The organism is Phaeobacter gallaeciensis (genome assembly GCF_001678945.1).
In the GTDB taxonomy this organism is placed as follows: domain Bacteria; phylum Pseudomonadota; class Alphaproteobacteria; order Rhodobacterales; family Rhodobacteraceae; genus Phycobacter; species Phycobacter gallaeciensis_A.
Genome location: NZ_CP015124.1, coordinates 3,616,958 through 3,630,538 on the forward strand (window position 1 = coordinate 3,616,958; position 13,581 = coordinate 3,630,538).

Here is a 13,581-nt window from a genome sequence, read left to right on the forward strand (position 1 = left end):
GCCCCAAAACAAACCGGCCGCCCTGTTGGGGCGGCCGGTGGTTATGTTCTTATTTGAATATGTGCGGGTGTGTCCCGTCTGACTTGCGGCTCAGCGGCCCCGGATACGCGGATCCAGCGCATCACGCAGGCCGTCACCCAGATAGTTGACGCTGAGAACGGTCAGCGAGATCGCCATACCGGGCCAGAACACGCGCTCAGGGTACTGCTGCAGATAGTCGGTGGCATCAAACAGCAGACGGCCCCAGGTTGGGAAGTCCGGCGGGAAGCCAAGACCAAGGAACGACAGCGAGCTTTCGGTGATGATCGCGGTGGCGATCCCCAGCGTCGCGGACACCATGATCGGCGACAGCACGTTCGGCAGGATGTGCCGGGTGATCAGCTTGCCATCCGAGGTGCCGATGGAGCGGGCCGCCAGAACGAATTCACGTTCCTTGATGGCCAGCACATCGCCGCGCACGATCCGTGCCGTGGGCATCCAGCTGGTCACGCCGATCGAGGTCACGATCAGGATGAAAATCCCCTGTTCGGGGCCGAAGGCCGCGTTCAGCGGTTCGCGGAACAGCAGCATCATCACCAGCAGCAGCGGCAGCAGGGGCAGCGCCAGGAACAGGTCCGTAAGGCGCATCAGCGGCCCGTCGAGCTTTTTGAAGAAGCCCGCGATAACGCCCACGAAGGAGCCCAGGAACAGCGCCAGCAGCATGGCCGTCAGACCTACCGAAACGGAGGTCGATCCACCGGCCATCATCCGGGCCAGCATATCGCGGCCCAATTGGTCGGTGCCGAAGGGATGCGCCCAGCTTGGACCCTGGTTCCGCGCGCGGATATCGATCCTGGTGGCTTCGATATCCCAGAACATGGGGCCTAGATACACGGCCAGAATGATGAACAGGAACAGCGCCCCGCCCATCAGGGCGCCACGGTGAGATTTGAACTGATCCCACACGTCCAGCCATTGGCTGCGCGGCGGGTTGCTCGGGACAGGATTGCTCAGCTCAGTCATAGCGGATCCTTGGGTCAAGAATGCCGTACAGTACGTCGGCGATCAGATTGAACATCACGATCAGCACCGCGAAGATGAAGGTCAGGGTTTGCACCATCGGCAGGTCGTTGGCCTGAATGGCGCCGATCAGTAGCTGACCGATTCCGTTCACCTTGAACACCTGCTCGGTGATGATAGCGCCGCCGAAGATCGCCGGGATCCCCAGTGCGATCACAGTGACAACCGGGATCATCGAGTTGCGCAGCACGTGCACCATGACCACGGTATATTCGCTCAGACCCTTGGCACGGGCGGTGCGCACGTAGTCCTGATTGAGGTTGTCCAGCATCGAGGCCCGCATGAAGCGGCTCAGCTGGGCGGTGATCTGCAGTGCCAGCACCATGACTGGCATGATCATCTGTTGCAGCTGTTTGACGAAGGCGTCCCAGCTGTCAACGACCAGGGTGGTGTCATAGATCGACGGGAACCATCCAAGCTGCACCGAGAAGATCACGATGACCAGCACGCCGGAGAAGAACGGCGGCACGGAGAAGCCGACCATGGACACGAAGGTGCCCATCTGGTCGAACCAGCTGTATTGGCGGTAGGCCGAGTAGATCCCGATGGGCAGGGCGATCAGGATTGCAACCACATAGGCGGTACCGACAACCCACAGGGTCTGCGGCATACGCTGGATCACGATGTCCATGACGGGCGAGCGGGTCTGCCAGGAGATCACGCGCAGATCGCCTTCGGAAAAATTGGAGCCGAAGTAGTGGTCAATCATGACCTGCGGCTCGATCCAGAAGAACTGCACAAGCCACTTCCAGAACCGGATATGGGCGGGTTGGCCAAGGCCAAGGGCCTCGCGCATCTTTTCTTTTACTTCGGGGGGGACGGTCAGCGGGACCTGCGCCATGGGATCGCCAGGGGCGAGCTCCAGCAGCAGGAAAATCACGAGGCTGATGAACAGCAGCGTCGGAACCGATAGGATCAGTCGCCTGATTGTAAAGGTCAGCATCAGGTGGGCGCCTTTGATGTTCGATTTCAGAATTAGGAAGCAGGGCCGGAGGCCTCGGGTCCATTATGCCCGCGCGCTAAAGCGGATCTGGGCGTAAATGGCAAGAGGCCCCGGTGGAACACCGGGGCCTCAGGAGAGGCTAGCCTGCCTTACTTGATGCGGTACCAGTCAGCCGCATCCCAGAGTTCGCTGTCCCAGACGTTCAGGACGTGGCCACCCAGGGTGTTGGATTGACCGGACAGACGACCACGGTGAACCAGCGGGATCATGCCACCTTTTTCGAAGATCATCGTGTTCAGCTGCTGACCGATTTCGGCGCGCTTGCCTGCATCGGCAGTCTTGGTCAGCTCAGCGTGCAGGGCGTCGAACTCTTCGTCACAGAAGCGGGAGATGTTCTCACCCTGCCACTGGGATGCCGGAGTCGGTGCCTTGTCGCACAGGCCGTTGCCGAAGTAGGACTGCGGGTCGGTGCCGTTGAAGGTGTTGGCGTACATTTCCACGTCCGCGTAGAACTTCTGGAAGGTGTCCGGGGAACCCGGGTCGCCACCGAAGAAGACGGATGCGTTGACGTTACGCAGTTCGGTTTCGATACCGATCTCGCTCCACCACTGTTTGATCAGGGCCTGGAAGTCCTGACGCACGGCGTTGGTCGAAGTCTGGTACAGAACCTTCATCGGCTTGCCATCCGGAGTTTCGCGAACGCCGTCACCGTTGGTGTCTTTGTAGCCTGCTTCGTCCAGCATCTTGTTGGCGCCAGCGATGTCCTGAACGTCACAGCCAGCAATATCTGCTGCGTAGACGGCAGGTGCGGGAACCCAGTTACAGGTCACTTTACCGGCTTTGCCGTAACCGATTTCAACCAGCAGCGGGCGGTCGATCGCCATGGACATGGCTTTGTAAACCGCAGGATCGCTCAGGAAGGGGTGCGGGCGTACAACCGAACGCTCGTCCGGGCCAAGCGCCGGATCAGGGTTGGTGTTGTTCAGCATGATGCGCTCAACCAGCGGGCCAAAGCCTGCCACAGCAACGCCTTTGCCGCCTGCTTCCATCTGGGCAATCACATCGGGTGCCAGCTGCAGGTTCCAGGCGTAATCGAATTCGCCGGTTTCCATCACGGCACGACCGGCCGCAGTTGCGTCGCCGCCACCTTTGAACAGTACCTTGGCGAAGGCCGGTTTGGCCGGGTCACGGTAGTTCGGGTTGGCCGACAGGGTGATCACGTCGTTCGGTTTGAACTCGTCGACCACGAAGGGACCGGTGCCGATCGGGCTGAAGTTGGCCTCGGTGCACTCGGGGGCTTTGGCGCCCAGGCATTCGGCGAACTGAGCGGCCTGGATGATCGGGCTTTCACCGCCAACGAAGGGGCCGTAAGGGAAGGGGGTCGGGCCTTCGAAAGTGACCTTGACGGTCAGATCGTCGGGGGTTTCGACCGAGGTCACGCCTTCGAATTTGGTGACCTGCGCGCAGCCGCCTTCGGGATGGGTACAGTAGTCGTAGGTGAACTTCACGTCTTTGGAGGTGAAGGGGGTACCATCAGACCAGGTGAGGCCCGCCTTGATCTTCCAGGTGATGGAAGTCAGGTCCTCGCTCACACCGCCATTGGCGACGGTCGGGATCTCTTCGGCCAGGAAGGGAACCATTGCACCGTTGGGGTCGTAGCGCGCCAGAGGTTCGATGACCAGCGAGGAGGCTTCAACGTCTTTGGTGCCGCCCGACAGGAACGGGTTCATGATCGAGGGCGCCTGCCAGTAGATGATGTTCACCTGACCGTCGGCGCCGCGCTCGGCAAACGCTGCCGGAGCAAGCGCTGCAGAAGCAATAGCCCCCATCAAAAGGGTCTTGAGTTTCATTTTCACACTCTCCTTGTCGAACACAGAAACGGTGTTCTTGTGTCTTTTTGCGGCCGGGCGATGCGTGGCCCAGCCTGTTGCCGCAAGATTGCGGATGGTTCGTCGTTCCGCCCCACGCGTTAAACGATTGAAATCTAATGCGCCAGCTTCGGCCATGGCCGGTCCTGCGCGCCAGATTGCCCGGGCAGACACTGGGAGGTATCGAAACAGAGTTTGCGGAAATTGCAAGCCTTCGGATCCAAAATTTCGCTTAACGCCGCCCATTGGTTTGACGAAGCTTCAATGATCAGCTTACATCTCGGCCTTGAAAGACTGCCAACGATGCAGCGGATAACGATTTACCGATAAGGGGACGACTGGGGTGCTGGACCAACCAATTGCACAAATTAAGGGCTTGCGGGTCGAATTTCAGACCAAGGACGGCCCGGTCGTCGGGGTTGAGGATGTCTCGTTTGACGTCAACCCGGGCGAAACCGTTTGTATCGTGGGCGAATCCGGTTCGGGGAAATCGGTTTCTTCCCTCTCCCTGATGCGTCTCGTCGAGTTCGGCGGCGGCGAAATCGCGGGTGGGGAACTGCTGTTCAATGGCCGTGGAGGTGAAACCACCGACCTGGCCAAGGCCGAACAGGAGATGATGAAGCAGATTCGCGGCAACGAGATCGGAATGATCTTCCAGGAGCCGATGACTGCGCTCAATCCGGTGTTCACTGTGGGGCGCCAACTGACCGAAGGTCTGCGCATCCACAAGAACATGACTAAAAAACAGGCAGAAGAGCGGGCGCTGGAACTTTTGCGTCAGGTGCGCATCCCCGAACCCGAACGGCGCCTGAAGCAATACCCGCATGAGCTGTCCGGGGGTATGCGTCAGCGTGTGGTGATCGCGATGGCGATGGCCTGTGAGCCGCGCCTTCTCATCGCGGATGAGCCGACCACCGCGCTTGATGTGACCATTCAGGCCGAAATTCTGGCCCTGATGGACCGGCTGAAACGGGAAACCGGCACTGCGGTGATGTTCATCACCCACGATATGGCGGTTGTGGCGCAAATGGCGGACCGCGTGGTGGTTATGTTCCGCGGCAACAAGGTCGAAGAAGGCACCGTCACCGAGATCTTTGAAAACCCGCAGCACGACTATACCCGCGCCCTGCTGGCCGCCGTGCCAAAACTGGGCGAAATGATCGGTAAGGACTACCCCGAACCGATGAAACTGATGGGCGTCGAGGACCAGAAGATCGAACCGATCAAGGGCACCGATGAGGTGCTTCTTGAGGTTAAGAACCTGACCACCCGTTTCCCGGTCAAAGGCGGGGTGCTGCGCCGTACCGTTGCCAATGTGCACGCGGTCGAGGACGTCTCGTTCAAGGTGTTCAAGGGCCAGACCCTGTCGCTGGTCGGCGAATCCGGTTGTGGTAAATCCAGCGCGGGACGCTCGATTCTCCGTCTGGTCGAACCCATGTCGGGGCAGGTAAATTTCGAGGGGCGCGATATTCTGGGGCTCAGCAATTCGCAGATGCACAAGGCGCGTCTCGACATGCAGATGATCTTCCAGGATCCCTTTGCCTCGCTCAATCCGCAGATGCAGCTCTTGGATCAAGTGGCTGAACCGATGCGCAACTACGGGCTCGCCTCGGGCTCGGAACTGCAGGATCGCGTTGCCTCGCTGTTCGACCGTGTGCACCTGCCGCGCAGCTTCATGCGCCGCTATCCGCATGAAATGTCCGGTGGTCAGCGGCAGCGGATCGCCATTGCCCGGGCGCTGGCGCTCAATCCCAAACTGATCGTCGCGGACGAGGCGGTCTCGGCGCTGGACGTGTCGGTGCAGGCGCAGGTTCTGAACCTGATGATGGAACTGCAGGCCGAATTGGGGCTGTCCTTCTTGTTCATCAGCCACGACATGGCCGTCGTCGAACGCGTCAGCCATCAGGTGGGCGTGATGTATCTGGGCCGGATCGTTGAAATCGGCCCGCGCGACCGCGTCTTTGCCAACCCGCTGCACGCCTATACCCAGGCGCTGATGAAGGCCGTGCCTATCGCCGATCCGCGCAAGCGTAAGAGCGAAAAGGATCTGAACTTCAAACCGATTCCCTCGCCCATTCACGGCACCGACTACAAGCCGGAGCCGTCAGAGTACCTTGAGCTAGAGCCGGGCCATTTCGTTCTGACCACCGACAGTGGGTATTGATCCTGTGGCTGATATTCTGACGCCGCTGGAGCTGATGGAGAAACTGGTTTCCTTTCCCACCGTCAGCCGGGACACGAATCTGCCGCTGGTCGAATGGGTCGAAGAGTACCTGAGCAGCCATGGCATCACGCCGCACCGCTGGGTCGATCCCGATCAGCCGCACAAGGCTGCGGTCTTTGCCCATGCCGGACCGAAGGTCGAAGGGGCGGTGGTCCTGTCCGGCCATACCGATGTGGTGCCGGTCGACGGCCAGCCCTGGGACAGCGATCCTTTCACTGTGGTGGAGCGTGACGGCAAATACTACGGGCGCGGCTGCTGCGATATGAAAGGCTTCGACGCGCTGGCGATCTGGGCTCTGGTCGAGGCGCACCGGCGCGGCGTAAATCGTCCGCTGCAACTGGCGCTTTCCTTTGACGAGGAAATCGGCTGCACCGGCGCCCCGCCGATGATCGAAGCGATGCAGCCCGTGCTGCCCAAGGGCGGCGCGGTCATCGTCGGCGAGCCGTCGATGATGAAGGCGGTGACCGGCCACAAAGGCGGCATTGGCTATGACACCCATCTGATCGGCTTTGAGGTGCACAGCTCGCTGATGCACACCGGGGTCAGCGCGGTGATGCAGGGGGCGCGGTTGATCGACTGGGCTAACCACCGTAATGCGGAAAATGCGGCTGCCGAGCCGGAGGAGATCCCGGCGATGTTCACGCCGCCCTATACCACCTGCCACGTCGGCATGATCGAAGGTGGCACGGCTCATAACATCACCGCCAAGGATTGCCGGTTCGTGATGGATTTCCGCGTGGTGCCCGGCGAAAACGCTGCCGATTGGGAAGAAGCTTATCTGGCCGAAGTGCGCCGCATCGAAGCCGAGATGCAGGCGGTGCATCCGGAGGCGCGAATCGAGATCGAAAAGAAGTTCAACGTTCCGGGGCTCGTCCCCGAACAGGAGGGCGCAGCGGAAACACTGGTGCGGATGATCACCGGGGACAATGGCACCCACGTTGTCAGCTATGGCACCGAAGCGGGGCAATTCCAGGAAGCGGGCTATTCCGCTGTCATCTGTGGCCCCGGCGATATTGCCCAGGCGCATCAGCCGAATGAATTCATCACCGTCGCCCAGTTCAACGCCGGTCACGATTTCATGCGGCAGTTGGTGGACCGGCTGGCGGCCTGATCCAAGGGCGCGGTGCTTGAGCGCCTGATGCATATTCTGAACACGGACGGGCTGTATCGCAGGGCGATGCAGCCCGTTTTCATTAGCCCACTCCCTAGGCCGCTATTTTGTGCAAATACAAATATTTTTTCGGGGGCGAACCAATGCAGCAGTGCAAATCTGCAAATTGGTTCGGGTTAAACCATTGATTTAATGGGGGTGAAATTTCGGAGGCCAAAATTGGTTCGCTTTGACGCGTTTTGCATGGCAGCTCGTCTGCTTGTGATACTTGCTAACGCAACTTAATTGACTGACAGTGCCCCGGAACCGCAGCCGTGCGGGCACAACGCAAGAGGAACAGGATGCCAGTCAAAAACCGTTTTGCCGATCTGCAGGATGAAATCACCAAATGGCGCCGTCACCTGCATGAGAATCCGGAACTGATGTACGAGGTTCACAAGACCGCCGGATTTGTGGAGGAACGGCTGAAGGAATTTGGTCTCACCGATATCACCACCGGCATCGGCCGCACTGGCGTCGTCGCGGTGATCGAAGGCAAGACCAACACCTCGGGACGGGTGATCGGGTTGCGCGCCGACATGGATGCGCTGCCCATCACCGAAGCCTCGGGTGTCGATTATGCCTCGAAAACGCCGGGCGTGATGCACGCCTGTGGCCACGATGGTCACACCTCGATCCTGCTGGGGGCAGCGAAATACCTGTCCGAGACGCGCAACTTTGATGGCAAGGTCGTGCTGATCTTCCAGCCTGCCGAAGAAGGCGGCGCTGGCGGCAAGGCGATGTGCGATGACGGGCTGATGGAGCGCTGGGGTATTCAGGAAGTCTATGGTCTCCACAATATGCCGGGCCTGCCTGTCGGGCAGTTTGCTATCCGCCCCGGGGCCCTGCTGGCGTCCTCGGATGAATTCGAAATCACCGTGACCGGCAAGGGCGGCCATGCGGCGGCGCCGCATGATGCCATCGACACGACTTTGGTGGCGTCGCAGATCGTGGTGTCGCTGCATTCCATCGTGTCGCGCAACGTGAACCCGGTGAAACGCGTGGTCCTGACCGTCGGCACCTTTGAAACCGACAGCACCGCGTCGAACGTGATAGCGCATACCGCCCGTCTGCAGGGCACCGTGCGCACCCTTGATACCGAGTACCGTCAGCAGGCCGAAGGCTGGGTGCGCCAGATCGCGGAAAACGTCGCTGCCGCCTATGGCGCCGAGGCAAAGGTCGAATGGTCGCCGGGCTATCCCGTCACCATCAACACCGAAGAGGAGACGGGTTACGCCGTCGAAGCTGCCCGTGTAGTCTCTGCGGATGTGGTCGACAACACCGACCCGATCATGCCGTCCGAGGATTTCGCCTATATGCTGGAAGAGCGCCCCGGCGCGTATATGTTCCTCGGCAATGGCGACACCGCCATGTGCCACCACCCGGCCTATGTGTTTGACGACAATGCCATCCCGCTGGGGTGCAGCTGGTTCGCCGAACTGGTCGAACGACGTATGCCCGCCGCCTGAGGAGATCGATAATGCCAGTCAAGAACCGCGCCGCAGAGTTTCAGAAAGAGGTCGCAGCCTGGCGCCGCGACATCCACGAAAACCCCGAGATCCTTTACGACACCCACCGCACCTCTGCCCTGGTGGCGGAAAAGCTGAAAGAATTTGGCTGTGATGAGGTCGTGACAGGGATCGGCCGTACCGGCGTCGTTGCGGTGATCCGGGGCAAGAGCGACAGCAAGGGGCGTGCCATCGGTCTGCGCGCCGATATGGACGCGCTGCCAATGCAGGAACAGACCGGCCTGCCGCATGCCTCCAAGATCCCCAACGCGATGCACGCCTGCGGCCATGACGGTCACACCGCAATGCTGCTGGGGGCAGCCAAATACCTCGCGGAGACCCGCAATTTTGACGGTACTGCTGTGATGATTTTCCAGCCTGCCGAAGAAGGCGGCAATGGCGGCGAGGCCATGGTCAAAGACGGGATGATGGAGCGTTTCAGCATCGACGAAGTCTATGCCATCCACAACAGTCCCGGCATTGAGGCAGGCACATTCGCCATTCGCCCCGGGCCGATCCTGGCCTCGGTCGACGAATTCACCCTGCATCTGAGCGGGCGGGGCGGCCACGGGGCCAAGCCGAACATGACCGTCGATACCACGGTGATGATGTGCCATATGATCACCGCGTTGCAGACCATCGTGTCGCGCAACATGGATCCGGTGGAGAAGGCGGTGATGTCGCTGACCAGCGCCGAGACCTCTTCCAAGGCGTTCAACGTGATCCCCGACAAGGCAGAGGTCCGCGGCACCATCCGCACCCACTCCGAAGACGTGCGCGCGATGATCCCAAAGCGGATCAAGGAAATCGCTGAAGGCGTGGCGGCGACCTTTGGCGGCTCGGTCGAACTGGAAATGCGCATCGGCGTGCCGGTCACCATCAACGACGATGCGGCCACGGAATACGCCCGCGCCGCGGCGCAGGCGGTTGGTATCTGCGATGATGTGCCGATCCTGATGGGCGGTGAGGACTTTTCCTTTATGCTGCAGGAGCGCCCCGGGGCGATGATCCGTCTGGGCAACGGCCCCAGCGCGGGCCTGCATCACCCCGAATACGATTTCAACGACGAGATCATCCCGGCCGGCATCAGCTGGTTCGCGGAAATCGTCGAAGGCAGAATGCCCGCGGCCTGATCCGGCCACGGACCCTCGCGGGAGCCTATGGCGCCTGCGACAGCAAACCCGGCGGCGCATTTGGCGCCGCACATGATAAAAACAAGGAGTGACACTATGCCGGTCAAGAACCGTTTTGCCGAGCTTCAGGAGGAAATCACCGCCTGGCGCCGTGATCTTCACGAGAACCCCGAAATCCTGTTCGAAACCCACCGCACTTCGGCGCTGGTGGCAGACAAGCTGAAGGAATTCGGCTGCGACGAGATTGTCACCGGCATCGGCCGCACCGGCGTTGTCGGCGTGATCAAGGGCAAGTCCGACACCTCGGGCAAGGTCATCGGGTTGCGCGCCGATATGGACGCGCTGCCGATCCACGAACAGACCGGGCTTGAGTATGCCTCCAAAACCGCCAATGCCATGCACGCCTGCGGCCATGACGGCCACACCGCGATGCTGCTGGGCGCTGCCAAATACCTGTCCGAGACCCGCAACTTTGATGGCACCGTTGTGGTGATCTTCCAGCCCGCCGAAGAAGGCGGCGGCGGCGGCAAAGAGATGTGCGACGACGGCATGATGGAGCGCTGGAACATCCAGGAAGTCTACGGCATGCACAACTGGCCGGGTAAACCGATCGGCAGCTTCTCGATCCGCCCCGGTGCCTTTTTTGCCGCGACCGACACCTTTGACATCACCTTTGAGGGACGCGGCGGCCATGCGGCGAAACCGCATGAGACCATCGACACCACCGTGATGACCGCTCAGGCGGTTCTGGCGCTGCAGACCATCGCATCGCGCAATGCCGATCCGGTGGATCGCGTGGTTGTCTCGGTGACCTCATTCGAAACCTCTTCCAAGGCATTCAACGTGATCCCGCAGCGGGTTCAGATCAAAGGCACCGTGCGCACCATGTCGAAAGAGATGCGCGATCTGGCCGAAAAGCGGATCAAGGAAATCTGCGCAGGCGTTGCAGCGACCTTTGGCGGCACGGCCGACGTCACCTACAACCGCGGTTATCCGGTCATGGTAAACCACGAAGAGCAGACCGAATTCGCAGCCAAGGTTGCTTCCGATATCTCCGGCAACTGCGATGAAGCGCCGCTGGTCATGGGCGGCGAAGACTTCGCTTATATGCTGGAAGAGCGTCCCGGCGCCTATATCCTGGTTGGCAACGGCGACAGCGCCGATGTGCACCACCCGGAATACAACTTCAACGACGAGGCCATTCCGGCTGGTTGCAGCTGGTGGGCCGGTATCGTCGAGCAGCGCATGCCCGCCGCCTGATAGAGGCTGAGTTTTTTGAAAGAAGAAGGCCCGGCAGATCGTCGGGCCTTTTTCATGTTCAGCCTTCGGACCAGAGCGCCTGATAGACCGCCTCGATCCCATCTGCTTCAGCGCGGGCGCTGAAACTGTGCAGGGCGATGTTGCGGGCATCCCGTGCCATCTGGGCATGGCGCGCCGGATCGCTCAGGATCGCGCGGGCAGCTTCGGCTGCGGCTTGCGCGGCCTCAAGCGGTACGATCAACCCGCTTTTGCTCTGGGCCGAAAAGGCGCGGTAGTACCCAGCCTCGGCCCCCACAAAGGGCACACCGCTGGCCATACCTTCCAGCGGAGCCATGCCGTAGCCTTCGTAGCGGGGCAGTTGCATCACCAGTGACAACGCCCGCATCAGCGGCGGCAGATCTGCGGCGGGGATTTCGCCGGGAAACAGGATACGATCACCTAGACCCGCAGCAGCGATGCGGGATTTCAAATCCTTTAGAAATCCCTGATGTTCGCGCGCCGCGCGGCCAATCACCAGCGCGACCGCGCCGGGCAGGGTGGGCAAGAGGTCGATCATCGCATCGACAAAAATATCGGTGCCCTTTTCTGGGCGGATACGGCCAATCGTAGCGATGCCGCGGGTTCCGCCATATCCCAGCGCCGCCCAGGCGGTGTCGCGGTTGTCTGCTGGCTGGAACAGATCGGTGTCTACCCCATGCGGCACCACCGCGCGCACGTGCGGTACGAATTCAGCAGCCTTGTCCGTGGTGGCCACGACCGCATCCATCCGGCTGATCAGCCAGCGCGGCAGGGCCGAATGCCGCCGCTGCGCCGCCGAGGTAAAGACGATGCGGATCGGAAGGCGCAGCACATCCCGCGCCCAGATCGCCGCGCGCATTTCCGTATTGCGCCGCACGTGCCAGATGGCGAAGGGTTTGCCGTCCGGGGCGTTTCTGCACAGGCGCCGCGCCTCGGCCGTGGTAATCGGGTCCGGGCAGCCGGGCAGGGGGCGGCCCACCAGCCGCAGATCATGGGTGTTTGCCTGCTGGCGGATCACATTGGCGGCCGTGGCCGAAACCCCGGTGAAATTACGGTTGAAATTGGTGACGAAGAGCTCAGGCATCGGGATGTGTCCCTTTGGCCCCAAGCCCCAGCCGGTCGATCAGAAGATCCGCCACGCCATCCAGCTCCTGCGCTTGTGATTTGGCAAAGCCGGAGGCAGCCGTGCAGGCGGTCTGCAGGGCTTTGGGGTCATCCAGCCAGTGCTGTACGGCATGCGCCAGTTGGGGTGCGTCCTGCACTTCGACCGCACCGCCAGCGGCGATCAGCGGCGGGAAGGTCTCGGTAAAATTGCTGGTGCCGGGACCGGTGATCACGGCGGCGCCTGCCTGTGCCACTTCAAACGGATTATGCCCGCCAATGGGCCGTAGCGAGCCGCCTAGAAACACCAGCGGAGACAGCGCGTAGAATGTGCCCAGCTCGCCCAGCGTGTCGGCCAGATAGACCTGCGTCTGCGGGGTGATCGCTTCTCCCTTGCTGCGCCGCGCGAAGGTCAACTCGGCGTCGCGGATGAGTTCGGCAACCTTGTCACTGCGTTCCGGATGGCGCGGGATCAGCACCAGGCACAAGTCGGGAAAACGGTACAGCAGGGTGCGATGCGCTGCAAGAATAGTCTCTTCCTCGCCGTCGTGGGTCGATGAGGCAATCCACACCGGCCGCGCACCGACGTCGGATCGCAGTGCCTCCACCACCGCCGCGTCAACCGGCAGGGCGGCAGCCCCGGCCTTGAGGTTGCCACCGGGCTGCACCCGCGCGGTATCGGCGCCAAGCGAAATAAGGTTCTGTGCCATGTGATCGTTCTGGCTTAGCAGCAGATCGAAACGCGACAGGATGAAACGGGCGGTAGCGGCGCGTTTCTGCCAGCTGCGGACCGAGCGGTCGGACAGGCGGGCATTGACCAGCGCCAGCCGGGTGCCGCGCTTATGAGCGGCGCTGAGGGTGACAGGCCAGAGTTCGCTTTCGACGAAGATCCCGGCATCGGGCCGCCAGTGATCGAGGAACCTGCGCACCGGTCCGGCCGCATCCAGTGGGGCAAACTGATGTATCGCGCCCTTTGGTAGCCGCGTTTCAGCCATCGCAGCCGAGGTGGCGGTACCCGAGGTCAGAAGGAAGCGTGCGTCGCTGCGTTTTTCCGCGAGCCGGTTGATCAGGGTGATCGCGGCCAGGCTCTCCCCAACCGAGGCGCCGTGAAACCAGATCAGCGGCGCATCGGAGGGCAGGGTGGGGCGTGGCTGGCTGGCATGGCCCAGACGCTCGCGCTGGCGCTGCGGGGACACACCCTGCGCCGCCAGTTTTGCGGCAACCTTGCGGTAGGCAAAGGGCGCAATCAGCGCGGTGACGGCCCGGTAGGCGTGAAACAGAGCCGTCGCCTTGCCGCCAGAACCTTGGCTGGTCATC

10 protein-coding genes are annotated in these 13,581 nt (G+C 61.5%); 5 read left to right on the top strand and 5 right to left on the bottom strand.

The window, feature by feature from the left end; translation table 11 throughout:
- Window positions 1-90 precede the first annotated feature (90 nt).
- The 3 genes from JL2886_RS17080 to JL2886_RS17090 all read right to left on the bottom strand — a co-directional run bounded on the left by JL2886_RS17080 (window position 91) and on the right by JL2886_RS17090 (window position 3,852).
- Window positions 91-1,002: an ABC transporter permease gene (locus tag JL2886_RS17080; protein WP_065273092.1), complete on the bottom strand. Its 912-nt coding sequence runs from the start codon at window positions 1,000-1,002 to the stop codon at window positions 91-93.
- Complete coding sequence (locus JL2886_RS17085) at window positions 995-2,002, bottom strand: ABC transporter permease (RefSeq protein WP_065273093.1); 1,008 nt, start codon at window positions 2,000-2,002, stop codon at window positions 995-997. The genes JL2886_RS17080 and JL2886_RS17085 overlap by 8 nt, the downstream gene beginning before the upstream one ends.
- Window positions 2,003-2,151: 149 nt before the next feature.
- Complete coding sequence (locus JL2886_RS17090) at window positions 2,152-3,852, bottom strand: peptide ABC transporter substrate-binding protein (protein WP_065273094.1); 1,701 nt, start codon at window positions 3,850-3,852, stop codon at window positions 2,152-2,154.
- A 361-nt stretch (window positions 3,853-4,213) separates the two neighbouring features.
- Between JL2886_RS17090 and JL2886_RS17095 the strand changes: the two genes are divergently transcribed.
- From JL2886_RS17095 to JL2886_RS17115, 5 genes are all read left to right on the top strand, one after another.
- Entirely contained in the window at window positions 4,214-6,034 is a 1,821-nt protein-coding gene (locus tag JL2886_RS17095; protein ID WP_065273095.1) for an ABC transporter ATP-binding protein, read from the top strand.
- A gap of 4 nt (window positions 6,035-6,038) precedes the next feature.
- Window positions 6,039-7,205, top strand: coding sequence for an acetylornithine deacetylase (argE, locus tag JL2886_RS17100; RefSeq protein ID WP_065273096.1), 1,167 nt, complete (start codon window positions 6,039-6,041; stop codon window positions 7,203-7,205).
- Window positions 7,206-7,546: 341 nt separating this feature from the next.
- Window positions 7,547-8,713 (top strand): M20 aminoacylase family protein, encoded by a 1,167-nt coding sequence (locus tag JL2886_RS17105; protein ID WP_065273097.1) that lies wholly within the window; start codon window positions 7,547-7,549, stop codon window positions 8,711-8,713.
- An 11-nt stretch (window positions 8,714-8,724) separates the two neighbouring features.
- Window positions 8,725-9,885: a M20 aminoacylase family protein gene (locus JL2886_RS17110; RefSeq protein ID WP_065273098.1), complete on the top strand. Its 1,161-nt coding sequence runs from the start codon at window positions 8,725-8,727 to the stop codon at window positions 9,883-9,885.
- 96 nt (window positions 9,886-9,981) lie between these two features.
- Entirely contained in the window at window positions 9,982-11,145 is a 1,164-nt protein-coding gene (locus tag JL2886_RS17115; protein ID WP_065273099.1) for a M20 aminoacylase family protein, read from the top strand.
- Between the two features lie 58 nt (window positions 11,146-11,203).
- Here the strand turns inward: JL2886_RS17115 and JL2886_RS17120 are convergent, their stop codons facing one another.
- Together JL2886_RS17120 and JL2886_RS17125 are read right to left on the bottom strand one after the other, a co-directional pair.
- Window positions 11,204-12,247 carry a glycosyltransferase family 4 protein gene (locus JL2886_RS17120; RefSeq protein WP_065273100.1) on the bottom strand — a complete coding sequence of 348 codons (1,044 nt, stop codon included), beginning with the start codon at window positions 12,245-12,247 and terminating at the stop codon, window positions 11,204-11,206.
- Complete coding sequence (locus JL2886_RS17125) at window positions 12,240-13,580, bottom strand: 3-deoxy-D-manno-octulosonic acid transferase (protein WP_065273101.1); 1,341 nt, start codon at window positions 13,578-13,580, stop codon at window positions 12,240-12,242. The genes JL2886_RS17120 and JL2886_RS17125 overlap by 8 nt, the downstream gene beginning before the upstream one ends.
- Between the last annotated feature and the right edge of the window lies 1 nt (window position 13,581).